Below are 23,372 nucleotides of genomic sequence, written 5' to 3'. Positions count from 1 at the left end.
AGGGTGGCAGAGTGACCAGGACAGTCCGGATCAGAAGCCGCGCTCGATGTGCGAATAGACCATCTCGGTGAAGGTGGAGAGATGGGCTCCGATGAAGGAGCCGGAGACGGCGACGACCACGAGAATGACGATGATCTTCGGAACGAAGGTCAGCGTCACCTCCTGGATCTGGGTCAACGCCTGGATCAGCGCGATGATAGTGCCGACCAGCATCGCGGCACCGACGGCAGGCCCGGAGGCAACGATGATGGTCCAGATCGCCGCCTGGACGATGTCGAGAGCATCCCGTTCGTTCATGACTGGCTGATCGTGAGACCGGGACCGATCGCGACTTTCGTACCGTTCTCGAGTGTCGCGACGGAGCCGTCGCTGTTGATGGAAACCGAAGCGACCTTGCCGCTGAAGCTCGCGCCGGTCGAGTCCGTGAAGCTCACGGTCTTTCCGATCAACCCATTGGCCTGCGACAGCGACTGCGAAGACAGCAGAGCGTCGAGCTTGTTATTGGTCTGCATTGCCTGCTCGACCGACGAAAGCTGCGCAAACTGGCTCATGTATTGGGAGGTATCCATCGGATTGGTCGGATCCTGATTCTTCATCTCCGCAATGAGGAGCCGAAGAAACGTGTTGTAGTCGACGCCGGTGCTCGACGTCGACGTCGTCGAACTGGACGACTTGCTGGTGCTATCGGTCGCGCTGGTGACGTTCATGTATCTCTCCGCTGTCAGGCAGCCTCGAATGGGGAATCGATCTTGGCGCCGGCCAGGATGGCCTGCTCCACCGGAAACAGTGCCCGGATCCGCTTGAGCGCCTCGAAGTAACGGCTGGCCCCGACCAGGTCGTCGACCGCGCCAAGCCCGACCAGCATCTCCTGGCTCTCGCACACGGCGAGCAGGGCCGCGTGATGCTGCCCGTAAAGAGCTGCAGCGTCCCGGACGTCGGTCGGATTCATCAGCATGAGCTGGACGATGAAATAGAGCTGCCGCAGCGCCGTGGTGGCGTCGGAGGCCTGCATGATCTGCCCTTCGAGCAGGAACATCACGTCGTTGACGAGCTCGACGGAGACCTTGCGGTCCACGCGCAGCACCGCGCCGTTGATGTAGACCCGTTCGCCCGCGCGCAAGGATATTTTCATCAAAGAGCGTCTCGGATCAGGCGGTTGATTTCGATGAGCTGCATCACGTCATTCGACCTTTCTTCGCGAAGGCGGTCGGCTTCCTTGACGACCCACAGGCCGATCGAGATGATGTCCGCGCGCAGCTTTTCCGGAAGCCCGTTTTCCGGATGCGCGAGATCCTCGATGAAGATCGTCCACAGCCGCCGCACATAGAGTAGGCTCTCGACCAGATCCTCGAGGCTGAAGCGGTCCTTCTGGATCCGCTCGAGCCGGTCGATGCCGAGGCTGAGCGCCTGCCGCTCGCGGCCCCGCGCCTCATAGCCGCTCTCGTCGACGACCGCTTCATAGGCTTCAAACGTCATCAGGACAACTCTGCGCAGGAGACCGAACAACAAGACAAGGGTTACGAACCTTACGAAGGAGCTGGACTCAGAGATAGTTGATGAGGCTGATCTTCTGGAGCTGCGAGGTGAGCGCAAGCGCCGTCTGGATCTGCGTCTGCAAGGTGTTGACCCGGACCGATGCTTCCGTCGGATCGACCTTCTCTATACCGACGATCTGATTGTTCAGAATATCCTGCTGCGTCTTGAGCTTGTCGGTTGCGGAGGTGATCCGTTGCTGGACCGTACCGATGTTGCCGCCGAGGGTCGCAAGGTCACTGATGGCGTTTCCGACAAGGCCGATGGCCTTGTCCACGACGACCTGGAACGTCGCTTGATCCAGGCTGGCGTTTCCGAGATCCGCCATCATGGTGTAGGCCTCGGCGAGCTTGCGGAAGCCTGGCTGATTGGCGCTGACGGAGGTATCAGCGATCTCGGTCGTGGAGATACGGCTTTGCATGACCTGGTCGGTCGCCGACGACCAATTGGTGTTCCAGGCCGGGCTCGCGAACTCCGCATCGAAGGTGGTGTCCAGGAAGGTCTGCATCTGAGCCGGGGTGATGCTGCTCACGCTGGGCGATGATTGCGAGAAGCCGAAGGTCGCAAGGAAGTCGGCGTCGACCTGGTTCTTGCTCGCGGAGCCCGCGGTGTAGGCCGTGATCGGCGTGTTCTGCGTGTTGATGCCCGAGAACAGAGACGAGCCGTTATAGGATACGTTCAGCGCGCCAATCAAATCCTGGAGGTTGGAGGACGCAGGCGGCAGGATGATCCGCCCGCCGCCGTCGGTACTGCGAGCCGCGATAAGGTCCTTGAGGAAGTCCGTTGCGGTCGAACCAAGCTGGGTGATCCGGCTCTGCGTTATGTCCAGGCGTCCCGAGACCAGCCCGTTGGTATCGACGAGTTGATCGGCGAAGCTCAGGTCCGCCCGCAGGCTGACGTCGCTTCCCGTCGTGGCGCCAAGCTCGAGGCCGACATCGGCGAAGCGGCCGGTGGTGGCTTCCTTCGAGGCCTTGGCCAGCGCGGCCTGATTGTTCGTGATCGAGGACCTCAACGACGAAGACAGCATCAAGGTCGAGATGTAGTTCGCGCTCATCATCACTTAATTTCCCACGGCGGCCAGCAGGCTCTGCAGCATTTCGTCGACGGTCGAGATGATCTTCGACGAAGCCGAATAGGTGCGTTCGACCTGAAGCATCAACGACATCTCGTCGTCCATGTTGACGCCGCTGACGTTCGACAGCGCCGCGGTGCTGCGGTCGAGCAGCGTTTTCTGGTAGGTGACGTTGGAGTCGGCGGTCTTGCGCTGGTTTTCGATCCAGCTCGTCGAGGACGACGCGAAATCGATCAAGCTGCCGTTCGGCTTTCCTTGCGCGGTTGCATCGAACGGCTGCGACGCATCCATGCCGCCGATGAGCTGCTGCAGCCGGGCCGAGTACCCGCCGTTGCCGGCAGTATTGTATTGGTATGCGACGTTGCCGCTGATCGCACCGTCGCGCAGCAGGTTAGGATTGCCACCCTGGGCCGGATCGACCGATGCAGCAACCGAAATCGTGCCAGCGAGTCCCACCGAGACGGTGGCGCTCGCCGGCATCGCCGGCGAACCGGGATAAGTGAAGAGACCGGGAACGTCGGGCAGCGCCGCGCCGGACTGATCACTCTCCTTGAAGGTATCGATCAGGCCGCGCGCGATTTCGTCGAGCTGACTCTGATAGGTGACTGTGTCCTGGTCACGCAGCTGAGCGAGGCCTGCGAGCTTGCCTGATTTCAGCGGCATCACAGAATTGGCGCCGGTCACCGGCACGCCGTCGACATAGACCGCATTGCCGGTGGTACCGGCCGTATAAGCGTTGGTCGGCGCGAAACTCACCGTGCGCGCCAACTTGTCGAACAGGACGGCGCCGCTGTCGGTATAGAGCGCCGCGTCTCCGTTGGGACGGGTCGACATTGTGACGCCGAGCTCCTGCGACAGCTGCGAGACGATGCTGTCGCGCTGGTCGAGGTAGTCGGTGATGTCGTCGCCGGAGATCGTCCCCTTCACGATTGCGGTGTTCACGGTCTGGAATTGGGAGAGCAACCGATTGATGTTTTGAACCGACGTATTCATGTCGGCATCCGCGCCCTCCCGGACAGACTGCACGGTCTGGGTGGCCTGGTTGAGCGTGGTCGCCATGTCCTTGGCCGACGCCACCGCCGCCTGCGCCAGCGTGGTGTTGTCCGGGGCGTTGGCATATTGCTGGAGCGCCTTCTTCAGCGCATTGAGTTGCGCCGTCGGCGACTGGTCGAGCTCCGGATCGTCCACCGTGGCAGCTGCGATCTTCTGGAGACCGTCAAGGATCGCGCTCTGCTTGGCCGACGACGAGGTCGCGGTCAGCACGTTGGTGTAGAGACCCGAGCTGGCGGCGCGCTGGATCGCCGCCACGTAGACACCGGCTCCCGGGAGGTTGTCCAGCACGGCAATCTTGCGCGAATAGCCGGTGGAGCTGGCACCGGCGATGTTGCGCGAGATGACCGACGACTGGATGCCCGACGCCATCAGCGAGGAGCGGGCGGATTCGAGAGCGGCGGTAAGGTTCATGATCTGCTCTTGCCGGGAACGAGCGCTGAAGAAATCAGCGCTTCAGGTTGACGACCACGTCCAGCAGATCGGCGCCGGTCTGGAATGATTTCGAGTTCGCGGTGAAACCTCGCTGCGCCTCGATCATCGAGGTCAACTCGTCCGCGAGGTCGACGTTGGAATCTTCCAGCGCACCCGACTGGATCGTACCGAGCCCGCCCTGGCCGGCGAGGCCGACCTGCACGTTTCCGGAATCCAGGTTCGGCGAGTAGACGTTGCCGACTTCGGGCGTCAAATGGTCGGGGCTCGGAACGGTCGCGAGCGCGATCTGAAAGCTCGGCAGCTCGGTGCCATTCTTCAGGACAGCCGTGACCACGCCCTTGTCGTCAATGTTCACCTTCTCGACCGCCGATGGAGCGTTGCCATCGACCGTCGCCTTGAAGTCGAAGCTGGAGGCGACCTGGGTCATGGCCGACAGGTCCATGTTGAAGGACGAGCCGCCGGGGATGGTCACGGTCAGCGATGTCGGGCTTGCGGCGGCGAGCTTGCCCTTGCCCACTGCGGTGACGTCGAAGGTGAAGGTGTTGAGACCACCCGCGAGCGCGGTACCTGTCGAGGAATCGTAGAGCTGGATCTGCCAGGTATTCGCGGCGGTCTTCGCGGCATAGACGTCGACGGTCACGGCGTTGCCGATGTTGTCGTAGGTGACGACCGAAGTCTTCGAGGTATAGGCACCGGGACCGGGCGGGCCCGCGATGATCGCAGCGCTCGGATCCAGATTGGCGGCGACACTTGCCTTGGTCGATGGCGCGGCCTGCAGCGCCAATTGGTTGACGTTGATGACCTGGAGACCACCGAAGCCATTGGCGGCGACGGTGGGCGTGGCGCCGTTCGCGATGTTGTAGCCCATCAGCTGGAAGCCGGCGGAGTTGACGAGATTGCCCGTGCTGTCGGGCACGAACGCGCCGGCGCGCGTCAGGAAATTGTTGCCGTTCGGATCCTGCACGACGAAGAAGCCGTTGCCCTGGACCGCGAGGTCCGTCGCCGAGGTCGTGAACTGGTAATTGCCCGCATCGCTGATGGCGTAGCGGACCGTGGTCTCGACCGCGCCGGAATCGTAATTGCCCGAACCGCTATTCAGGATCAGCGAGGAGAACTCGGTCGAAGCCCGCTTGTAGCCGGTGGTGTTGACGTTCGCGATGTTGTCCGAAACTGTCGACAGCTTGTTGGACTGCGCGTTCATCCCGGAAACGCCGGTGCGCATAACACCATACAGGCTCATGAATTGGGCTCCTTTGGTAGGTTGCAGTTACAATGGAGGCTGTTGCTTGCGCGAGGCTGATGATGGGGACCGATGCACAACTTGATGTCGGCCCTTCAGCTCGTTTTGGGCTGACAGAACGAGCGCGCCTTGTCGGTCCACGCGCCGAAGCCGCTGGAGACAAGATGCGCGACGATGTGACAGACGTAGCGTTTCTGCGCCGGCTGGTTGTTGGGGCCTGCATTGTAACGGGCGACTGCCATGGTCCAGCTGCCCTCGCGCTGCTTCAGCTCCTTCAGGAAGCGCGCGGCGTAGTCGACATTCACGGCGGGATCGAACATCGCCCGGACCGAGGCGAATTTGTCGCCGTGATAGTAGTGGTTGATCTGCATGCAGCCGAGGTCGATCAGCTTGATCCCCTTGGCTCGCATGGCTTCGAAGTTGGCGATCGCGTCGTTCATGTCCTTGGCGAACACGGTCTGTCCTTCGGCGCCGAGCGCATAAGGATGAAGCGCGCCGCGCCGCCCGGTCTCGGTCAGGCCGACCGCGTAGAGGATGCCGAGCGGAATTCCGTGCTGCTGGGACGCACGCGCCATCTCGCGCTCGCACGGGCGCGCGTTATCGGTCGCCGCGGCCGCGGTGCCGGCGTTACAGATAAACAGGGCCGCGACGAATTTGCGGCGCCACGTCCTGATCATGACGCGTCTCCTGGTTGGACTGGCGCTCCTGTCGAGCCTGCTTCGCGCCGCCGTCCGACTGTCCCGACGAATTGCTGGTGCCGTCGAACGTGCCCTGCGACTGCGACGAGGACTGTTGCTGGCCCGAGAGCTGCGGCTGCGACTGGCCGGAGCCGCTCTGGAATCCATCCAGCGAGCCGTGCTGGACGGGCGCAATTTCGGCGACGTAGCCCGCCGACTGCATCAAATCGCGGATCGAATCGCGCTGCTGGTCCAGCATCTGGCTCGTGTCCTTTCGTTCGGCGGCGAGGTGGACGGACACCTCGTTGCCGACGAGACGAAGGCGCACGGTGACATTGCCGAGCGCGGGAGGCTCGAGATTGATGGTCAGAATCTTGAGCGGCTGATCCGGCGCATTGGCTTGGGACGCTGCAAGATCTGGAGCTGCGGACGCCGTCGGTGCCGGAGCTTCCTTCAGCTCGGCGACGACAACGTTGGCAACCTGCTGCGGCGCGTTGAACTGCGCCGGGGGCAGATGGGTCTCCTGCTGGACCACGGTGACCTTGGTCGTCTCGGGCAATGCGTCCCGCGTCGAGGCCTTGGCGGCACGCTCGACATTGGCCGCGATGGCCTCGAAGCCGGGTGCCGTTTGCGTCGGCGATGGCTCACTGCCGTCCGCCGATGTCGCCTGGTCGGTAGCCGTCGCGTGCGAAGCCGCGGCCTGCGAGTGCGCGGCGGTCGGAGCCGCGGGAGATGGGGGCTCGGCTGTCGTCGCCTTCGCCGTGCCCATGCCCTGAACGTCGCGCTTCGTCGTGGAAGACCGCTCCTCACGCCCGGACGCATCCTTCTTGTCGCCGGCCGGTGCTTGCATCTGCGGCATCACGACCGGCTGCCCGGCGACGATCTCCTGTCCGATGATCCCGGCGATGCTCGATCGGCTCTGGACGTCGGCCTGCTCCATATCATCGAGGGGACCATGTTTGCCGGACGATTTGTCGATCTTTTTGTCGGAAGATTTCTCGGTGGGCTTCTCGCTGGATCCGGGCTCTTCGACCGACGCGGTCCGTTCGTGCACCGTCTCGTCCGTCGCCTTGTCCTTCCCGCTCTGATGCGCCAGGCGCGTCCGCAGCGTTCCGGCTTTCACGGCCGTGTCGCTGCCCTCGTCGTTGAGCGCGCGCTTCGCGAGGTTCGAGACGGTGTGCAGCAGATCGTTGAAGGACGACTCCGCCTGCGCTTTCGTCCCGGCGCCCTTCCCAGAGCGCGATGTGCCCCGCATGTTGAGGCTTTCGGCGAGACCCGAAAAGACCGGTCCGGAGGTTCCACTGAGCTTCGTCATGGACGGCGATCCCTGGTGAGGAGTGCGAGCTCACCGAGCTGCTTCTGTGCACGCGCGAGCGTTGCGGTGGACGACGCGAGATCGACACGCGCCGGCGTGACCGGGGGCTTGTCGGCTGCGGCGGCGGATCCGCCGGCGAACGGCTTGCGAACGTCGAGTGCGAGCTGCATCGTTGCATTGAGAAAGGGAATGTCGCGCTCCGGCAGCTTCGACCGCTCGAGCGCCTTCAACTCGGCGAGACCGCCGTCATATTCGTCGGTGAGCGCCCGCGCCACGCCGCGGAACAAATGCGCCCGCTCGCGCTCCGCCGAGGCATCGGCGCTGAGAGTCAGCGCGCGTTCGCCGGCGAGCCGGGTCACGACCAGCCCCCCGCGCACCATCGCGGTGCGCGCGATCACGAGATACAGCTTGAGGCGGCTCGCGCGGTCGATCTGCTCCAGGAGGGTGGAGATCCGCGCAAACCGACGCTCGTCGAGCGCGAGGCTCGATTGCGTCAGACCCGTGGAAAACCGCTGCCAGAAGTCCCCGGCATAGACTGACTTGTGATAGTGCCGGATGTAGGCCAGCGCCAGGAACTCGAACTTGTCGAAATCCTCTGCTTGCCCGACCAGCAGGATCTCGCGCCGCAGAGCGGCCTCCTCCACCAATGTGCCCGGCAGGAGCAGGCGCGCGTCATCCAGACGCTCGATGGCAAACGATGCTTCGGCGCGTGCGAACAGGGCGCCCTGGACCAGCGCGAGCTGCCCGCCCAGACCCGACGGAATCGTCCGCGGCTTGACATCCTTGAGCAGTTCGCGCGCTTCGTCCTGACGACCCTCGACATAGGCAAGCGCGCCGTCGAACAGCCGTCCGTCGACATTCAGCTTGTCGCGCGGCAGCTTGCGGATGATTTGCGGCGCGCCGCCGCTGAGCAGGTAGATGACGGCGGCCTGGCCGTTCTGCGGATTACTCCACACGGCCGGATCGGCCGCGAGAAGTTTTTCGCCGATCTGCCGGATCAATGCACCGTGGCTGCCGTGCGCCGCATTATCGCCGTTGGCGATGCCGTCTTGCACGGCCTGCAACGCCCGAACGAGCTCATACGGCTCGCTCGATGTCGGTGCCGCCTCGGCGAATGCGCCTGCCGCCGTGAACGACAGCAGCATCAGCAGCGCAGCGCGGAGAAGAGGCCTGATCAAGGACGCTTCTCCCGGACCATGATCTCGATCCGTCTGTTCTGCGCGGCCGCCGGATCGTTTTGAAGTTTCGGCCGCCGATCGGCATAGCCCTCGACATGCTCGATGCGCTGCGCATCGACGCCGGAGCGGACCAGCATGTAATAGGCCATCTGCGCACGCGCCGTCGACAGCCGCCAGTTGTCGTAGGTCTCCGAACGGTATGGCCGATTGTCGGTGTGGCCGCGGACGATGATCACGCCGGGACGCTTCGTCAGCAGCGGGCCGATCTTGTCGATCACACGGATGAGTTCGGGTCGCGGCTCAGCCGAGCCGACCGCGAACATGCCGAAGTTTGCATCGTCGGTCAGGCTGATCAGCAGGCCGTCCTCGACCTGGCGCACCTCGGCCACCGGTCCCGCGCCGGCCTTGACGTCCGACAGCGCATCCGCGATCGCCGACTGAAGCTGTCTGATCGCTAGCTGCTGGGCCTGAATCGCGTCGCGCTCGGATTCCTTGGTCGTGTCGTTGGGACGCGGCTGCGCGACGGCATTGGCTTGATTACCGGCCTGGGCACCCGGCTGCGCGCTCCCTTCGCGTGAAGACTGCGACGGCGCGGGCCCCGGCGGCAGTAAGGCCGACAGGCTTGCGGACGACGCATCGGCGTTCGGAGCCACGCTTCCGCCAGCATCGTCCTGCCTGGCTCGGCGTGCCTGCGTCTCGCCTTGGCCCGTGCCAGGCGCAGTGTCGCGCGCGGCCGCATTCGGCTTGGACTCGGGCTTGGGTTCGCCCTCGATGATGCGATCGGCGTCCTTCGCTGCCTGCGGCGCAAGCTTCCAATAGCCGGGATCGAACGGATCGCGGTAGGCGTCGCCTCCCTTGAGGCCGTCCTCCTCGGCGGACGTCAGAGCGCCGGCGCGCCGCTGGCCCGAGGCTTGGTTCGCGCTGCTGGCGATCTCGGCGAGCGTCGTATAGGGATCGCGGAACAGGACCTTCTCCTCGTAGAAGGGCGGCTTCTCGGCGGTCGGAGAGTCACCGCGACGTTCCTCGCTCGGTCCTCCCGGCTGACGCCTGCCGTCCTGGCCGTCGAACGACGACGGCTCCTTCTTGGAGAGATCCTTGAGCCCCTTCGGGGCAGGTGCGTTCTCCGCGAGCTTGATCGGATTGAAATAGCTCGCAACCACCTGCTTCTGGTCCTGGTTGAGTGCATTGATCAGCCACATCACCAGGAAGAACGCCATCATCGCGGTCATGAAGTCCGCATAGGCGATCTTCCAGACGCCGCCGTGCGGCTTCTCATCGTCGAAGGCGCTCCGCCGGCGGATGATGACGAGTTCTGACTTGACCTCATTCATGACGGACTACCGGCGCGCCTCTTTCAGGCGCTCGCTCCAGGCCGTGATCTGCGTCTCGATCACTGTCTGGTCGGCCACGACGCGAACCTCGAAAGTATCGGCGGCCTCATACTCGAAGCCCGTTCGCCGGGCCGTCCCGAGCTGCGTCTTCACCAGGTCGAGCAGTTCGCTCGGGCCCGTGACCTTGAACACCGGCACCGGCGAATTTCCGGTCAGCGCCGCAATCTGCTCGACCAGCGACCCGATCGCCTTGTCGCGGACCGCATCGGCCAGGAACGGCAGCAATATCCGCGCAACGGAGCTCGCGATGTTGGTCTCGATTTCGCGACACGCCGTCTCGAAACCGGTGACGACCGCCACCGCCTGCTGGTCGGACCACTTGGCCCGCTCTTCGCCGAGCCGGATTGCGCTGCGCACTCGTTCCTCGGCGATCCTGGACTCGCCCTCCGCGACGCCGGCCGCATGGCCGCGCCGAAAGGCATCGTCCAGGAGATTGACCGCCGGGGCTTCCGCCTTCGGCGCCGGAGGCGGCGACTGAAGCTGCGGGTGCGACTGCGGTTGCGAATGGGTCTGGGGCTGCGGCTGAGGCTGAGGCTGAGGCTCGCGCCGGGCTTCCTTCGGCCTCGTCAGCACGTCCTGGATTTTGGGTGGCGGTGGAGGTGGAGGCGATTTGACCCGCCCGTTCGCGTCGAACTGCGTCAGGAGCTTTCCGATTGCCGCGTTCATGCCGCCTCCTCGCGTCGCATCCAGTCTTTAAGGATCGCTGCCGCCTGCATCTGATCGAGACGGACGATCTGCTCCAACCGCTTCTGCGGCGTTCGCTGCATCTTGCCTTCGAGGTCTTCGACCAGGTTGAGCTCGGCCTCCTCGTTGTCCGCCAATGCAAGGGCGCCAGCGGCCGACTCGAGCTCGGCAGCTTCCGCCGCCTCGGTCTGCTCCTGCGCCGCACGATGGGTCAAAATGCCGTTGACCGCAGGACGAAGTCCGAACCACACCAGCATCGAAGCGACGGCCAGGATCGTCACTGCGTTGATGACGCTGCCGAGCTGCTTGTTGATCATCTCGACGAAGCTGATCGGCGGCACCGGTGCCAGTTCGCGAGAGCCTTCGATGAAATCGACGGCTGTCACCTGGATCTGGTCGCCGCGCGCCTTGTCCAGCCCGCCGGCCGTGGCTGCGAGTTGGCTGATCTCGGCGAGCTTGCTGTCGACGATGGCCTGGTTGCTCTTGTCCCCGAGGTCGGCAATGAGCCGCCCGCGGTTCACCAGCACGGCAATGAACAGCTTCTTCACCGAATAGCCGTCGCTCACCGTCGTCGTGGTCTTGGAAGAGACCTCGAAATTCGTGACGTCCTCGCGGCGGGTCTTGTCCTCGCTGGAATTCTTGGTGCCGCCGGCGTTCACCTGCTGGTCGGGAAGGTTCTGCTGCACCGTGGTCGGCTGCGAACGGTCCGCATTCTGCGACTTCTCGTTCTCGCGGACGTTCCTCACCGAACGTTCTGCGCGGCTCTCCGGATCGTAGACGGTCTCGTTGATCTGCCGCTTGTCGGTGGAGAGCTGCGATGCAACGCTCACTTCGAAATTGTCGAGGCCCAGATACGGCGTCAGCGCCTTGCGGATGTTCTCTTGCACCATCCCGCCGACCGTCTTCTGCAGGCTCGCCATCTTGGTCGGAGCAGCCGTCGCCTCATCCTCTTCGGCAAGCAGCATCGAACCGTCGGCGTCCAGCACCGTGACCTTGTCGCGACTCATGCCCGGAATGGCCGCCGCGACGAGATGACGGATCGACTGCGCCGTGCGTGCCTCGATTGCGCCGTCGGTGCGCAGCACGACCGATGCCGAAGGCGGCTGCTGCGTCGCGCGGAACGACCCCCGCACCGGCATCACGATATGCACCCGCGCCGCCTTCACGCCCTTCATCAACTGCACCGTGCGGGCGATTTCGCCTTCCAGCGCCCGGAGCTTGGTGACCTCCTGCATGAACGAGGTCAAACCGAGCGAGCCGATCTTGTCGAAGAGCTCGTAGCCGGAATTGGCGCTGGTCGGCAGCCCCTTCTCGGCGAGCAGCATCCGCGCTTGCATCGTCTGGCTCGGACGCACCGAGACCGCGTCGCCGGCTGTGTTGACGTCGAAGGTGATGTTCTGCTCGCGCAGCGCGGCACCCATACGCGTCACGTCTTCGCGGGAAAGGCCGGTATAGAGCGTTTCGAATTCAGGCCGGCTCAGATAATAGGCGCCGCCCACGACGGTGACGAGAACGGCGAAACCGATCAATCCCAAGGCCATCAGGCGTCGCGGCCCAAGCTCGAGCAGATTGTTGAGCAGTTGCTGTACCTGCGCACGACTGAGCAGCATGTGACCTCGTACCAATGCGAACGTAGAGGACACTCTGCTGCCAACCTTGTCTGAAGGTTGCGCGAGATCACGAATGTGTCGGTTCGCCGGCGAGGCGTTGCAATTTTACAAGAGACTGAGTGACGCGATCGCGCGCGTCGGCAACAAGCGGACGGCCGGTCGCATCGCGGTGCGATCGGCGACGGCGTGTTGCCTGGAAGGTGGCGTCAGGAGACCGATGTGGGCACTTCGTGTGCCGTCAGATCCGCCGTTCATGGCGGAGACCGTGCTCCCTGAGGAGCACGGTCGTTTTCGAAGCCGCCGCTTAGCGGAACAGCGACAGGATGCTCTGGCTGTTCTGGTTGGCGATCGAGAGCGCCTGAACGCCGAGCTGCTGCTGGGTCTGGAGCGCCTGAAGGCGGGTCGATTCCGCGTTCATGTCGGCGTCGACGAGCTGGCCGATACCGCGGTCCACCGAGTCCATCAGGGTCTTGACGAACTCCGTGTTGGTCGCGAGTCGGTTCTTGACGGCACCGAGATTGGCGGCGGCCGAGGCCACCGAGTTGATGCCGGCGGTGACCTGCGCGATGTAGCCATCGAGCGTGGTCTGGTCAGCTGCCGAGTCGGTCAACGCGGAGATGCTCATCGTGTTGATCGACGGAGAGGTCGAACCGGCCGTGTCCAGAATGCCGGTCTGCGTCGAGGTGTAGAGCGAGTAGTTCGCGGTCGTCACGGTGATGGAGCCGATGGTGGGCGTACCGCCGACACGCGAGTACGACGACACCAGGTTGAAGGTGGTCGGCGTGGTGGCGGTCGTGCTCAGCCAGTTGATGCCGTTGAAGGTCGCCGAGTTGGCCTTGAGCTTCATATCCTGCTGAATCTGGGTGATGTCAGCCTGGATCTTGGTGCGGTCGATACCGGCGGTCTTGGCTTCGACCAGCAGCGCCTGGAGCTTGGTCAGGCCGGAGTCCTTGTCACCGATAACCGAGGTCAGAGCGGTATATTCGGTGTCGACGGTCGCAGCCGACAGACCGAGCGAGTCGGAGACGGCGGAGAGCGCGGCATTGTCGGAGCGCATCGACGTTGCGATCGACCAGTAGGCAGCGTTGTCCGAAGCGGTCGAGACGCGCATACCGGTCGAGATCCGGTTCTGCGTGGTCGCGAGCTGCGAGCTAACGTTGCGAAGGGTCTGCAGCGCGGTCATTGCAGACGAGTTGGTGAGGAGGCTAGAACCCATTTTGATGTCCCTTTGGAGATTGAATTAGATTTGGGGACATACCGGACTTACACCGGTACGGCAGGGCGGCGTCATGCCTTTGGGCTGCGCAAAAGCGTCAAGGCCCAACCTGTCGTAACGGCGACGATAGCCCGCGAAGCTTGTGCGGGGCTTGTGGCTCTGTGTCTTTGCCAACAAGGCGGCCGAAATTGCGGCGCGCGATGTCACGCCAAAATGAAAGGGCCGCGCCTCGTGAGAAGCGCGGCCCTCCCCAAAATCGTTTGAGGCTTAGCGGAACAGCGACAGGATGCTCTGGCTGCTGTTGTTGGCGATCGAGAGCGCCTGCACGCCGAGCTGCTGCTGGACCTGGAGGGCCGACAGGCGGGTGGACTCCTGATTCATGTCGGCGTCGACGAGCTGACCGATACCGCGGTCCACGGAGTCCATCAGCGACTTCACGAAGTCCGTGTTGGTGGAGAGGCGGTTCTTGACGGCACCGAGATTGGCGGCGGCCGAGGCCACCGAATTGATGCCAGCGGTGACCTGCGCGATGTAGCCATCGAGCGTGGTCTGGTCAGCTGCCGAGTCGGTCAACGCGGAGATGCTCATCGTGTTGATCGACGGAGCGGTCGAACCGGCCGTATCCAGAATGCCGGTCTGCGTCGAGGTGTAGAGCGAATAGTTCGCGGTCGTCACGGTGATGGAGCCGATGGTGGGCGTACCGCCGACACGCGAGTACGACGACACGAGGCTGAAGGTCGTCGGCGTGGTGGCGGTCGTGCTCAGCCAATTGATCCCGTTGAAGGTCGCCGCAGTGGCTGTCGCCTTCATCTGCTGCTGGATCTGGGTGACGTCGGCCTGGATCTTGCTGCGGTCGATACCGGCGGTCTTGGCTTCGACCAGCAGGGACTGGAGCTTGGTCAGGCCGGAGTCCTTGTCGCCGATGACCGTGGTCAGAGCGGTATATTCGGTGTCGACGGTCGCAGCCGACAGACCAAGCGAGTCGGAGACGGCGGAGAGCGCGGCGTTATCAGCGCGCATCGAGGTCGCGATCGACCAGTACGCAGCGTTGTCCGAAGCGGTCGAGACGCGCTGGCCGGTGGAGATGCGGGTCTGCGTGGTGGAGAGCTGCGAGCTCACAGACCGCAGGGTCTGGAGAGCGGTCATGGCAGTCGAGTTCGTAAGCAGGCTTGACATTGCGAATGTCCCTTTATGTACGCGTTACATTTTCACGAGGGGACATACCGGGCTTTCACCGGTACGGAGGGGCGGCATCATGCCTTTGGACTGATGTGGGTGGGGTCCAACCCGCCGTGACGCATTGCTAACATGCCGAATCTTGCGCGCAGATTAAGATCGACTTGAATTGTGCTGTAAAATCAGATGGTTAACGTTACCTATTGCTAACCATAGGCCGGTACTTCTCGCTAACCATAACCATCCGGCCTGGCGCTCGTTGCCGTCAAGAGAACGACCGCACCAGCCCGGAGGCGAGCAGGTTCCAGCCGTCGATCAGCACGAAGAACAGCATCTTGAACGGCAGTGCGAGGATCGTCGGCGGCATCATCATCATGCCCATCGACATGGTCAGCGTCGCCACGATCATGTCGATGACGAGGAACGGCAGGATGATGAGAAAGCCGATCTCGAACGAACGCCTGAGCTCGGAAATCATGAAGGCCGGAATGATGACGCGCATGTCGACGCGCTTGTCATCGAACTTCCTGCGGAAGCTCTCCGCGGCCAGCGATTCGAACGTCTGCAGATCCTTGTCGCGAACATGGGCCAGCATGAATTCGCGGAACGGATCGGTGATCTTCAGATAGGCCTCTTCCTCCGAGATCTCGTTCTTCATTAGCGGCTGGATGCCGGTCTCCCAGGCGCGGTCGAAGGTCGGCGCCATCACGTAGAAGGTCATGAACAGCGCGAGGCTGATCAGCACCAGGTTGGCCGGCGTGGTCTGCAGGCCGAGTCCGGCGCGCAGGAACGACAGCGCCACCGCAAATCGCGTGAAGCTCGTCACCATGATGAGCAGTCCCGGCGCCACCGACAGCACCGTGATCACCGCCATCAGCTGGATGATGCGCCCGCTGGTCGAGCCGTTGCCCGGCGGCAGCAGCGAATTGAGGTCCGGAATCTGGGCCAGCGCCACTTCGGGCAGCACGACCAGGAGCAACGCAAGCAGCAGGACTCTCAGTTTCACTGAATCACCAACGTCTCAATGATCAATTCGCGGATCTTGCCCGAGGAGCGGATATTGGCGCGTTCGGTCAGGTCGTCGCGCAGATGCTGAAGCCCGCGAGATCCCTCGAACTGCGCAACCGTCGCCGAGCGCAGATAGGTGACGATGTCCTCGCTGATATGGGCCGCCAGGATGCCGGCATCCTCGTCGCTCATGCTGTCGGTCACCATGGAGGCTTCGATGCGGGCCCAGTTGTTGGCCGGCGCGCCGAGATTGGTCACGATCGGGGACAGCTTCCTGAGCCGCGCGCTGCCGGCGTAGCTGGAGGCAAGAGGTGGCGGCGTGGCGGTTTTCTTCGCATCCGCGACGCGCTCGGCGGCCGCAAACAGATGCAGGCCGGCAAGCGCGCCCGCGCCGATCGCGATCAGGGTCAGCACCAGGATGGCTGCAATCAGGCGCATGCCGTCCCCTGCCCCCGCGACCCGGCCCGACGGTCGCGCATCTCAGAACGGTGCCACGGCGTCATAGATCCGATGTCCCCATCCAGGCTGCTGCACGTCAGAGAGATTTCCGCGACCGCCATAGGCCACGCGCGCCTCGGCGATCTTGTCGTATGAGATCGTGTTGGTTCGCGAGATATCGCGTGGACGCACGATGCCGCCGACGTTGAGCACGCGCATCTCCGTGTTGACCTTGAATTCCTGCGAGCCGCTGATCATCATATTGCCGTTCGGCAACACGTCGGTGACGATGGCCGCGATCGACAGCTTGATATCCTCTGTGCGGTCGATCTGGCCGTTGCCCTTGATCTGGGTGTTGGTGTTGAGGTTGGCGCTCGTCGAGCCCTTGTCCTGCCATCCCGCAACGTCCATCAGCCAGTCGAGCCCGAACTTGATCTGCGAATCGCGCGAGCGGTCGGTCTTGTTGTCAAGCTTGGCCTTGTCTTGCATCGAGATGATGACTGTCACGACGTCGCCGGTCCGCCGGGCACGGGGATCGCGGTAGAGGTCGGTGCCGTCGTCCCAGGTCGAGCGATAGCTGACGGGCGAGCGCATGCGGGGCGTCACGGGAATCGGATCGGCCTGCGTCCTCAGGCCGCTCCCGACCGGCGACAATCGCGGGCCCGTCAGAACCTCGGCCGGATCAGTGACGCATCCGGCAAGCGATAACAGCGACAGGATGAGGATCAGATTCTTCATCTATTTGGTCTTTCCGTCATCCACGCGACGCATTCCGCCGAGCAGATCGGCGAGGTGCGCCGCGCGCCCCGTCTCCATCTCGTTGAAGATTGCGCTCGAGCTCCTCGGGCTGAGCTTTGCGAGCACGGCCGCAGCCGTCTCGTCCGCCATCCCGGCGATCTGGGTTGCGGCGGCATCCGGCTTCATGCGCGAGTAGATCTCGACGACGCTCGCTTCGGCCTTCTTCAGGAAGTCGTCGCGCAACGCCATCCACTTCTCATATTCGGCGCGCTTGGCCTCGACCTCGGCGATCCGCTCGCGGAGCTGGTTCTCGGCCTTCTCCAGCTCCTTGAGCTGCCAGGCCAGCCTTGCATCGACTGCGGGGTCGGCGACATTGCTGCAGAACAGGGCGACTTCGTTGTCCGCGGTTGCAGCGGCCGGGGGCGGCACCGGCTTCGGCGGCGCCGTGACGCTGCCGGGCTTGGCCGGTCGCGGCGCGGCTGTGGGTGCGGGCGCGGGCTTCTCGGAGGCCGGCACGGCACCCGTGGTCGCCGGTCCCGAATCTTCGGCTGCCCACGCCGTCGCCCGCATCGACGCATTGTCGCTCGGGATCGATGAGATCGGCTTCTGCGGGCCAGGCGCGCGGGCGCGCGCGAAGGACAGCAGGTTGAGCGGCTTCGACGGCTTGGCCTCATCCAGCGCCAGAACGGGCGAAGCGCTCGCGAGCGCGGAGGCCGCGACCAGGAGGAGGAGTTTGGCTTTATGATCCAGCTTCAACATCGGCCCGCGCGAGATTCTCGGTCGAGAGAGCATTGAGCGAGCAAGCTTGCACGGCGCTTACGCGTCATTGCACGATGACATCCGCCTGGAGGGCGCCGGCCGTCTTGATCGCCTGGAGGATCGCGATGATGCCGGATGGTTTCAGGCCGATCTGGTTCAGCCCGCGCACCAGGCGCTGCAGATCGACGCCGCTCAGGATCGCCACCTGCGATCCGGCTTCGTTGGCCTCGACCACTGTCTGGGGCACCACCACCGTTTGCCCCCGCGAGAACGGCGCCGGCTGCGACACCACGGGAAGCTCGGTGACGCGGACCGTCAGATTGCCATGCGTTACGGCAACGGTCGATATCCGTACGTCGCGTCCGATCACCACTGTGCCGGTACGCTCGTTGATCACCACCCGCGCCGGCGTGTCCGGCTCGACCGTCAGCTCGCCGATCTCGGCAAGGAAGCGGACAGGTCCGATGTGGCGCGGCTTCGACAGCACGATGGTGCGGTAGTCGCGCTCGAAGGCGATCTGGGCGCGGTAGCGTCCGCCCGCGTAGCGGTTGATGGCGTCGAGGATTCGCGTTGCGGTGACGAAGTCGGGATTCTTGAGCTCCAGCACGAGGTACTCCATTTCATGGAGACTACCCTGCACCTCGCGCTCAACCAGCGCGCCGTTCGGGATGCGGCCCGCGGTTGGCGTGCCCTGGCTGACGTTCTGGGCCTGGCCCCCGACGCTGTAACCGGCGACCGTGACCGCGCCTTGCGCCACTGCATAGACCGCACCGTCCGCCGCACGCAGCGACGTCATCACCAGGGTGCCGCCGAGCAGCGAGGTCGCATCGCCAAGCGACGACACGGTCACGTCCATGCGCTCGCCCGCACCGATCGAGGGCTGCAGGTCCGCGGTCACCATCACGGCTGCGACGTTGCGCGTGCGCAGCGTCGTCGGACGCGGCGGATTGTTGGTGCTGGTGGTCTCGTTCCGGACATTGATGCCCATGTTCTCGAGCATCGATTGCAGGGACTGCTCCGTGAACGGCGCATTGCGGAGCGTGTCGCCGGTGCCGTTCAGGCCGATGACGAGGCCGTAGCCGACGATCTGGTTTTCGCGCAATCCCTTGATGTCCGCGATGTCCTTGATGCGGACGGCGGCCTGGGCGCTGACGGCGGAAACGAGCAGGACGAGCGCAAGCAGGACTCTGGTCATGACCCGTCCACGACCTTGACCGTGCCGTCCGGCTGGACGACGCCCCTGATGATCACGCCCGTATCGGTGTTTCTTATCGGGATGAGCGCGCCGGGCGCGCCCGATTGCATCGCCGCGCCGTAGGTCACGATCGACAGGCCGCTGTCTTCGACCACGACCTTGACCATCGCGCCGCGGGCGACCGTCCAGGGATCCTCCACCGAGTTGGTCGGGATCGGCTGGCCGGGCAGCAGCAGGCGGCGCGCCATGCGACCGACCAGGACCTGGCGTCCTTCGATGAACATGGCGACGCCGAGCACGTTCCGCGCAAAGGCGCGCTCGGTGATCATGTCGTCCCGGATCAGCTCGCCGGCGCGGATCGAGACGGCTGGCACGGGGAGCCGCTTCTCCTCGGCCGCGGCGAGACGCGCCGAGACGAGAACCAGCAGCACGGCGGCCAACCCGCGCACCATCAAGCCCATCCTGTTCAACATGGATACACCGGAACTAGCGCATGCCCTTCGAGACCGTCTGGGCCATTTCATCCGAGGCCTGGATGACCTTGGCATTCATTTCGTAGGCGCGCTGGGCAGAGATCAACTCGGTGATTTCCTTGACCGGGTCGACGTTCGAGGCTTCGAGATATTGCTGGTTAATCTTGCCGTAGCCAGAATCGCCGGGCAGCCCGACGACCGGCGTGCCGGACGCCGTGGTCTCGCGATAGAGATTGCTGCCCAGCGGTTCGAGGCCAGCCTCGTTGGCGAAATTGGCGAGGTTGAGCTGGCCAATCTGCCGCGGGTTCACTTCGGTGTCCAGCTTGGCGAACATCTGTCCAGTCTGGTTGACCGTGACCTGAACCGTCCCCTGCGGCACCGTGATGGCCGGATCCAGCAGGTAGCCGTCGATCGTGACGAGCTGGCCGTTGGCATTGGTATTGAACGAACCCGCGCGGGTGTATTGCACCTCGTTGTTCGGGCCGAGCACCTGAAACCAGCCGCGGCCGTTGATCGCCATGTCGTAGGGATTGCCGGTCTGGGTGAGAGCACCCTGGATGTGCAGCTTGCGGATCGCCGCCGACTTGACGCCGAGGCCGAGATTGGCACCTTCCGGGATCGGCGAGGAGCCGCTGGTGTTCGCAACGCCTTGCATGCGGTCCATCTGGTAGAACAGATCGGTGAACTCGGCGCGTGCCCGCTTGTACGACGTCGAGTTGATGTTGGCGATGTTGTTCGCGATGACTTCGATGTTGGTCTGTTGGGCGTTCATGCCCGTGGCCGCGATGGCAAGCGATTTCACAGCGTCACTCCTTGATCAGATCGACATCCGAACGACTTCCTGGTAGGCCTGCACGACCTTGTCGCGAACTGCGACGGCCGTCTGCAAGGCCTGCTCGGCCGACATCAGCGCCTCCACGACGCGCCGCGTCGATTCCTTGCCCTGCATCGCCGAGATCGAGGCCGCCTCGCCCGCCTTCAGCGTCCCGATCGCGTCGGTCGTCACCTGCTTCATGACCGATTCGAATCCGACGTCGCCGCCGGACTGGATCGCGGGCGTCGCCGCCGGCGAGATGGCCTGCGTCTCGGTCGCGCGGCTCGCCGCCTGCGCAGTTGAGATCGCGGTGGATGATATTGCCTCAAGCATTGTCAGCTCCTCAGCAGGTCGATGGTCATGCCCAGCATCGACCTCACCTGTTTCACGACCTGGAGATTGGCTTCATAGGACCGGTTGACTTCCCGCATGTCGGCCATCTCGATCATCATGTTGACGTTCGGCAGCTTGACGTAGCCGGCCTTGTCGGCGGCGGGATGCCCCGGATCGTACTCCACGCGGTACGGCGTGGTGTCGACCCCGATTTCCTTGACCTTCGCCAGCTGCGCGCCCGACGCGCGGTCCATCGCGGCATCGAAGGTGATCGTCTTGCGTTGATACGGATCGGCGCCGGCGACGCGCCCCGTCGACGTCGCGTTGGCGAGGTTCTCCGAGACGATGCGCATGCGCGTCGACTGCGCTTCGAGCCCGGAGCTCGCGACCGTCAAGGAGGATTGCAGTGAGTCCAGCATGTCAGTTCACCTCAGGTCTTCGCGCTCGACAGAAGCATGCGGTGAAACGACCGCACGACTGCCGAGTTCATCGAGTAATCGCGACTGACGTCGCTGCCCTTGATCATTTCCTGCTCGAGACTGACGGAGTTGCCGGAGTGAACTACATCCCAGCTGTCCTTCTTCGCGGTCGCCCGCGTGTCGCTTTCGGCAGCGGAGAGCTGCAGGTGCGATGGCGCCGTCGTCGCGAGCCTCACCGGCGTGCCATCGAGCACCTTGTTGAAGGGCTCGACGTCGCGCGCCTTGAAGCCCGGCGTGTTGGCGTTGGCCACGTTGGTGGCGATCGTCGATTGGCGGAGCTCGAGGTATCGCGCCTGCGAGGATGCTAGTTCGAAGAGATAGAGCGGTCCCACGGCAGCACCATTCTGGTTCAGACGGTGTAACCTTAGGGTCGCAAGCTTTCGTCAGGCTGATGGAAGGGACGCCGTCCTCGGAATTCTACTGGACCTTCTCGGACCGCGGCGTCTGCTTGGACTGCAGGAAGTAGATGATCTCGGCGACCGGCCGGAAGAACTCCGCCGGAATCACCTGGTCGACCTGAACCGCCTCGTAGAGCGCGCGCGCCAGCGCCTTGTTCTCGATCACCGGAATCCGGTTCTGCTCGGCGACTTCGCGGATCTTCAGCGCAATTACGTCCATACCCTTCGCCACGACGATCGGCGCCGGATTTTCCTCGCGATTGTAGCGCAGCGCAATCGCGAAGTGGGTCGGGTTCGCGATCACCAGCGTCGCGCGCGATGCGGAAGCGATCATGCGCTGGCGCGAGCGGTCGCGCGCCAGCGAACGCAGGCGCGCCTTGATCAGCGGATCGCCTTCGGCCTGCTTGTGCTCGTCCTTGATCTCCTGCCGCGTCATGCGCAGCTCGCGCCGCCAGTGGAAGCGGGCCCAAGCGAGATCGACCGCGACCAGGACGATGGTCGCGATGCAGATCGCCGAAACGATTCGCATGGCGATGTTGAGAATCATCTCCGGCAGCGCGACCGGATCGGTGTACATCGCCTCGAACGCCTTCGCTTCCGACGAGCGCAGCACGAACACGACGACGATAGTAACCGCAGCGAGCTTGAACAGCGACTTCGCGAACTCGACGAGACCCTGCGATCCAAACAGCCGGCTCCAGCCGCTGAGCGGAGAGATTCGCGACAGATCCGGCGTGATACGCTGGAGCACCAGGCTGGGAGCATTTTGCAACAGCGAGGCTGCGAGCCCGAACGCCGCCAGGGTGACGACCAGCGGCGTCAGGAACCGCAGTGCCTGAAGGCCCACTACGGTGAGGAGATTGAGTGCGTCAGCCCCGGTGCTGAGAGGGAAGCCGTCGGGATCGTCGAGAAAGCCCGTCAGCATCGGCGTCAATTGCTGCACGCCCTGGCCGATCAGAAACATCTGGATCACCATCAGAGCCGCCATCGATGCGAAGATGGAAGCCTCCCGAGAGACCGGGATTTTGCCCTGTTCGAGCGCATCGCGGACTTTCTTCTCGGTCGGCTCTTCTGTCTTGCTCTCCTGATCGGTTGTTTCTGCCATGCCCGTTCAGCGGTCAGCGGAAGACCAGCTCATCCTCCTGCTCGGGGTTGAGCTCGATTTCGCCCTTTTCCGCGAGGTCGAGCGCGAGGTCGGTGATCACGCGCCGCGCCTCCAGCACGTCGCGCTGGTTCGACGGTTCGCCAATGGCGAGTTCGTGCTCGACGACCCGGCGGACGCGCGAGGCGACCGAGGACAGGATCATCTCGCGGAAGTGCTTGTCGGTGCCCTTCAGCGCGATGACGATGCGATCGGTCGGCACCTGGTCGAAGATCATGGTGCGCGCCTTCGGCGTCAGGTTAGTCACGTCGTCGAAGGTGAACAGCAGCTCCTTCAGTACTTCGGCCGACTTCGGCCGCTTCTCCGACAGGCTCTTGAGCATGTCCTCGATGTGTCCACGCTCCATCTTGTTGATGATGTCGGCGACGCGGGCATAGGTGTCCGCGCCGAGGTTGCGGGCGAAGTTCAGCGTCAAATCCTCATGCAGCGTCTTCTCGAGGACCCTCAGGGCGTCGTCGACGATCGGCTTGAGGCTGAGAACGCGCCGCATCAGCTCGTTGCGCAGGCTCGACGGCAGCTGGCTCATGACCTTGGCGGCGCAGGACGGCTTGACCTTGGACAGGATGAGCGCCGCGGTCTGCGGATGCTCCTTGGACAGGTAGCTTGCCAGCGAGTTTTCCGACACCGACGAGACGCGGTCCCACACGGACCGGCTCGAATTGCCGAGCAGGTCCGACATGATGGCCGAGACCTGGTCGGCCGGAAGCACGTCGCCGAGCACGGCTTCCAGGCCACCGAGGGTGCCGAGAATGTTGGCACCCATCGAGAATTGCTGGGCGAACTCCTCGACGATCGCTTCGAGTTCCTGCGCCGTGATCGGCCGCAGCTCGGCCGCGGCCTTTGTAACGGTGCGGATATCCTGCGGCTCGAACTGCGCGAGCACGCTCGCGGCCGCCTGCCGGCCCATGGCGAGCAGGAGTGCCGCGACCTTCTCTGTCCCGCCCAGCGTGGCAACGCCTCGCTGCTTGATGGGAGCCATGCCGACCTGTGCCGCCATG

Annotated in this window: 27 protein-coding genes; all 27 read right to left on the bottom strand. The window is 63.9% G+C overall.

The window, feature by feature from the left end; all coding sequences use genetic code 11:
* Positions 1–30: 30 nt before the first annotated feature.
* Complete coding sequence (gene fliQ, locus ABIB66_RS25505) at positions 31–297, bottom strand: flagellar biosynthesis protein FliQ (RefSeq protein ID WP_018453982.1); 267 nt, start codon at positions 295–297, stop codon at positions 31–33.
* Positions 294–707 (bottom strand): flagellar hook assembly protein FlgD, encoded by a 414-nt coding sequence (flgD, locus tag ABIB66_RS25500; protein WP_275169362.1) that lies wholly within the window; start codon positions 705–707, stop codon positions 294–296. The genes fliQ and flgD overlap by 4 nt, the downstream gene beginning before the upstream one ends.
* 14 nt (positions 708–721) lie before the next feature.
* Positions 722–1,132 (bottom strand): flagellar biosynthesis repressor FlbT, encoded by a 411-nt coding sequence (gene flbT, locus ABIB66_RS25495; protein ID WP_275169363.1) that lies wholly within the window; start codon positions 1,130–1,132, stop codon positions 722–724.
* Entirely contained in the window at positions 1,132–1,476 is a 345-nt protein-coding gene (gene flaF / locus ABIB66_RS25490; RefSeq protein ID WP_275169364.1) for a flagellar biosynthesis regulator FlaF, read from the bottom strand. The genes flbT and flaF overlap by 1 nt, the downstream gene beginning before the upstream one ends.
* A gap of 67 nt (positions 1,477–1,543) precedes the next feature.
* The gene (locus ABIB66_RS25485; protein WP_275169365.1) at positions 1,544–2,590 is read right to left on the bottom strand and encodes a flagellar hook-associated family protein; all 1,047 of its coding nucleotides are present in this window, start codon (positions 2,588–2,590) and stop codon (positions 1,544–1,546) included.
* A gap of 3 nt (positions 2,591–2,593) precedes the next feature.
* Positions 2,594–4,069 (bottom strand): flagellar hook-associated protein FlgK, encoded by a 1,476-nt coding sequence (flgK, locus tag ABIB66_RS25480; RefSeq protein ID WP_354256032.1) that lies wholly within the window; start codon positions 4,067–4,069, stop codon positions 2,594–2,596.
* A 34-nt stretch (positions 4,070–4,103) separates the two neighbouring features.
* Complete coding sequence (locus ABIB66_RS25475; protein ID WP_354256029.1) at positions 4,104–5,330, bottom strand: flagellar hook protein FlgE; 1,227 nt, start codon at positions 5,328–5,330, stop codon at positions 4,104–4,106.
* 95 nt (positions 5,331–5,425) lie between these two features.
* Positions 5,426–6,007 carry a lytic transglycosylase domain-containing protein gene (locus ABIB66_RS25470; protein WP_354204993.1) on the bottom strand — a complete coding sequence of 194 codons (582 nt, stop codon included), beginning with the start codon at positions 6,005–6,007 and terminating at the stop codon, positions 5,426–5,428.
* On the bottom strand, positions 5,958–7,322 hold the full coding sequence (gene fliK / locus ABIB66_RS25465) for a flagellar hook-length control protein FliK (protein ID WP_275169369.1): 1,365 nt from the start codon (positions 7,320–7,322) through the stop codon (positions 5,958–5,960). The genes ABIB66_RS25470 and fliK overlap by 50 nt, the downstream gene beginning before the upstream one ends.
* A complete protein-coding gene (locus tag ABIB66_RS25460; RefSeq protein WP_275169370.1) occupies positions 7,319–8,500 on the bottom strand; it encodes a chemotaxis protein in 1,182 nt (393 codons plus the stop codon). The genes fliK and ABIB66_RS25460 overlap by 4 nt, the downstream gene beginning before the upstream one ends.
* Positions 8,497–9,831: a MotB family protein gene (locus ABIB66_RS25455; protein ID WP_275169371.1), complete on the bottom strand. Its 1,335-nt coding sequence runs from the start codon at positions 9,829–9,831 to the stop codon at positions 8,497–8,499. Before ABIB66_RS25455 ends, ABIB66_RS25460 begins: the two co-directional genes overlap by 4 nt.
* A 6-nt stretch (positions 9,832–9,837) precedes the next feature.
* Positions 9,838–10,557 carry a hypothetical protein gene (locus tag ABIB66_RS25450; protein ID WP_275169372.1) on the bottom strand — a complete coding sequence of 240 codons (720 nt, stop codon included), beginning with the start codon at positions 10,555–10,557 and terminating at the stop codon, positions 9,838–9,840.
* A complete protein-coding gene (fliF, locus tag ABIB66_RS25445) occupies positions 10,554–12,185 on the bottom strand; it encodes a flagellar basal-body MS-ring/collar protein FliF (protein ID WP_275169373.1) in 1,632 nt (543 codons plus the stop codon). The genes ABIB66_RS25450 and fliF overlap by 4 nt, the downstream gene beginning before the upstream one ends.
* 304 nt (positions 12,186–12,489) lie before the next feature.
* Positions 12,490–13,401 (bottom strand): flagellin N-terminal helical domain-containing protein, encoded by a 912-nt coding sequence (locus ABIB66_RS25440; RefSeq protein WP_275169374.1) that lies wholly within the window; start codon positions 13,399–13,401, stop codon positions 12,490–12,492.
* 267 nt (positions 13,402–13,668) lie between these two features.
* Positions 13,669–14,577 (bottom strand): flagellin N-terminal helical domain-containing protein, encoded by a 909-nt coding sequence (locus ABIB66_RS25435; RefSeq protein WP_275169375.1) that lies wholly within the window; start codon positions 14,575–14,577, stop codon positions 13,669–13,671.
* Positions 14,578–14,842: 265 nt separating this feature from the next.
* Entirely contained in the window at positions 14,843–15,583 is a 741-nt protein-coding gene (gene fliP / locus ABIB66_RS25430) for a flagellar type III secretion system pore protein FliP (protein WP_007595877.1), read from the bottom strand.
* On the bottom strand, positions 15,580–16,023 hold the full coding sequence (locus ABIB66_RS25425; RefSeq protein WP_275169376.1) for a flagellar basal body-associated FliL family protein: 444 nt from the start codon (positions 16,021–16,023) through the stop codon (positions 15,580–15,582). The genes fliP and ABIB66_RS25425 overlap by 4 nt, the downstream gene beginning before the upstream one ends.
* Positions 16,024–16,065: 42 nt before the next feature.
* Positions 16,066–16,761 (bottom strand): flagellar basal body L-ring protein FlgH, encoded by a 696-nt coding sequence (gene flgH / locus ABIB66_RS25420; protein ID WP_275169377.1) that lies wholly within the window; start codon positions 16,759–16,761, stop codon positions 16,066–16,068.
* The gene (locus tag ABIB66_RS25415) at positions 16,762–17,520 is read right to left on the bottom strand and encodes a MotE family protein (RefSeq protein ID WP_275169378.1); all 759 of its coding nucleotides are present in this window, start codon (positions 17,518–17,520) and stop codon (positions 16,762–16,764) included. It lies immediately after the preceding gene.
* 64 nt (positions 17,521–17,584) lie between these two features.
* A complete protein-coding gene (gene flgI / locus ABIB66_RS25410; protein ID WP_275169379.1) occupies positions 17,585–18,715 on the bottom strand; it encodes a flagellar basal body P-ring protein FlgI in 1,131 nt (376 codons plus the stop codon).
* On the bottom strand, positions 18,712–19,188 hold the full coding sequence (flgA, locus tag ABIB66_RS25405) for a flagellar basal body P-ring formation chaperone FlgA (RefSeq protein ID WP_275169380.1): 477 nt from the start codon (positions 19,186–19,188) through the stop codon (positions 18,712–18,714). Before flgA ends, flgI begins: the two co-directional genes overlap by 4 nt.
* Positions 19,189–19,201: 13 nt before the next feature.
* Positions 19,202–19,990 carry a flagellar basal-body rod protein FlgG gene (gene flgG, locus ABIB66_RS25400; RefSeq protein ID WP_007613959.1) on the bottom strand — a complete coding sequence of 263 codons (789 nt, stop codon included), beginning with the start codon at positions 19,988–19,990 and terminating at the stop codon, positions 19,202–19,204.
* A gap of 15 nt (positions 19,991–20,005) precedes the next feature.
* Entirely contained in the window at positions 20,006–20,335 is a 330-nt protein-coding gene (fliE, locus tag ABIB66_RS25395) for a flagellar hook-basal body complex protein FliE (RefSeq protein WP_219681287.1), read from the bottom strand.
* A gap of 2 nt (positions 20,336–20,337) precedes the next feature.
* Positions 20,338–20,754: a flagellar basal body rod protein FlgC gene (gene flgC, locus ABIB66_RS25390; RefSeq protein WP_063995056.1), complete on the bottom strand. Its 417-nt coding sequence runs from the start codon at positions 20,752–20,754 to the stop codon at positions 20,338–20,340.
* An 11-nt stretch (positions 20,755–20,765) separates the two neighbouring features.
* Positions 20,766–21,146, bottom strand: coding sequence for a flagellar basal body rod protein FlgB (gene flgB / locus ABIB66_RS25385; protein WP_354204985.1), 381 nt, complete (start codon positions 21,144–21,146; stop codon positions 20,766–20,768).
* 85 nt (positions 21,147–21,231) lie between these two features.
* Positions 21,232–22,317, bottom strand: coding sequence for a flagellar biosynthesis protein FlhB (gene flhB, locus ABIB66_RS25380; protein ID WP_275169382.1), 1,086 nt, complete (start codon positions 22,315–22,317; stop codon positions 21,232–21,234).
* Between the two features lie 13 nt (positions 22,318–22,330).
* Positions 22,331–23,371, bottom strand: a complete 1,041-nt coding sequence (locus ABIB66_RS25375) for a flagellar motor switch protein FliG (RefSeq protein ID WP_007595897.1) — start codon at positions 23,369–23,371, stop codon at positions 22,331–22,333.
* Position 23,372: the final 1 nt, after the last annotated feature.

The sequence above is a fragment of the Bradyrhizobium sp. F1.13.3 genome (assembly GCF_040548265.1).
GTDB lineage: Bacteria > Pseudomonadota > Alphaproteobacteria > Rhizobiales > Xanthobacteraceae > Bradyrhizobium.
Note: the sequence above shows the minus strand (reverse complement) of the source record. Positions and strands in the feature narration are given on the sequence as shown.

What these genes read in the sequence shown, in the direction of transcription:
- ABIB66_RS25450 (WP_275169372.1), bottom strand. Translation starts at nt 10,557, where the DNA reads ATGAACGCGGCAATCGGAAAGCTCCTGACGCAGTTCGACGCGAACGGG.
- flbT (WP_275169363.1), bottom strand. Translation starts at nt 1,132, where the DNA reads ATGAAAATATCCTTGCGCGCGGGCGAACGGGTCTACATCAACGGCGCG.
- ABIB66_RS25485 (WP_275169365.1), bottom strand. Translation starts at nt 2,590, where the DNA reads ATGATGAGCGCGAACTACATCTCGACCTTGATGCTGTCTTCGTCGTTG.
- ABIB66_RS25425 (WP_275169376.1), bottom strand. Translation starts at nt 16,023, where the DNA reads ATGCGCCTGATTGCAGCCATCCTGGTGCTGACCCTGATCGCGATCGGC.
- flaF (WP_275169364.1), bottom strand. Translation starts at nt 1,476, where the DNA reads ATGACGTTTGAAGCCTATGAAGCGGTCGTCGACGAGAGCGGCTATGAG.
- flgD (WP_275169362.1), bottom strand. Translation starts at nt 707, where the DNA reads ATGAACGTCACCAGCGCGACCGATAGCACCAGCAAGTCGTCCAGTTCG.
- fliQ (WP_018453982.1), bottom strand. Translation starts at nt 297, where the DNA reads ATGAACGAACGGGATGCTCTCGACATCGTCCAGGCGGCGATCTGGACC.
- fliK (WP_275169369.1), bottom strand. Translation starts at nt 7,322, where the DNA reads ATGACGAAGCTCAGTGGAACCTCCGGACCGGTCTTTTCGGGTCTCGCC.
- flgH (WP_275169377.1), bottom strand. Translation starts at nt 16,761, where the DNA reads ATGAAGAATCTGATCCTCATCCTGTCGCTGTTATCGCTTGCCGGATGC.
- ABIB66_RS25470 (WP_354204993.1), bottom strand. Translation starts at nt 6,007, where the DNA reads ATGATCAGGACGTGGCGCCGCAAATTCGTCGCGGCCCTGTTTATCTGT.
- ABIB66_RS25475 (WP_354256029.1), bottom strand. Translation starts at nt 5,330, where the DNA reads ATGAGCCTGTATGGTGTTATGCGCACCGGCGTTTCCGGGATGAACGCG.
- flhB (WP_275169382.1), bottom strand. Translation starts at nt 22,317, where the DNA reads ATGGCAGAAACAACCGATCAGGAGAGCAAGACAGAAGAGCCGACCGAG.
- flgI (WP_275169379.1), bottom strand. Translation starts at nt 18,715, where the DNA reads ATGACCAGAGTCCTGCTTGCGCTCGTCCTGCTCGTTTCCGCCGTCAGC.
- flgC (WP_063995056.1), bottom strand. Translation starts at nt 20,754, where the DNA reads ATGCTGGACTCACTGCAATCCTCCTTGACGGTCGCGAGCTCCGGGCTC.
- flgA (WP_275169380.1), bottom strand. Translation starts at nt 19,188, where the DNA reads ATGTTGAACAGGATGGGCTTGATGGTGCGCGGGTTGGCCGCCGTGCTG.
- ABIB66_RS25440 (WP_275169374.1), bottom strand. Translation starts at nt 13,401, where the DNA reads ATGGGTTCTAGCCTCCTCACCAACTCGTCTGCAATGACCGCGCTGCAG.
- fliE (WP_219681287.1), bottom strand. Translation starts at nt 20,335, where the DNA reads ATGCTTGAGGCAATATCATCCACCGCGATCTCAACTGCGCAGGCGGCG.
- flgK (WP_354256032.1), bottom strand. Translation starts at nt 4,069, where the DNA reads ATGAACCTTACCGCCGCTCTCGAATCCGCCCGCTCCTCGCTGATGGCG.
- ABIB66_RS25455 (WP_275169371.1), bottom strand. Translation starts at nt 9,831, where the DNA reads ATGAATGAGGTCAAGTCAGAACTCGTCATCATCCGCCGGCGGAGCGCC.
- fliF (WP_275169373.1), bottom strand. Translation starts at nt 12,185, where the DNA reads ATGCTGCTCAGTCGTGCGCAGGTACAGCAACTGCTCAACAATCTGCTC.
- ABIB66_RS25415 (WP_275169378.1), bottom strand. Translation starts at nt 17,520, where the DNA reads ATGTTGAAGCTGGATCATAAAGCCAAACTCCTCCTCCTGGTCGCGGCC.
- ABIB66_RS25375 (WP_007595897.1), bottom strand. Translation starts at nt 23,371, where the DNA reads ATGGCGGCACAGGTCGGCATGGCTCCCATCAAGCAGCGAGGCGTTGCC.
- ABIB66_RS25435 (WP_275169375.1), bottom strand. Translation starts at nt 14,577, where the DNA reads ATGTCAAGCCTGCTTACGAACTCGACTGCCATGACCGCTCTCCAGACC.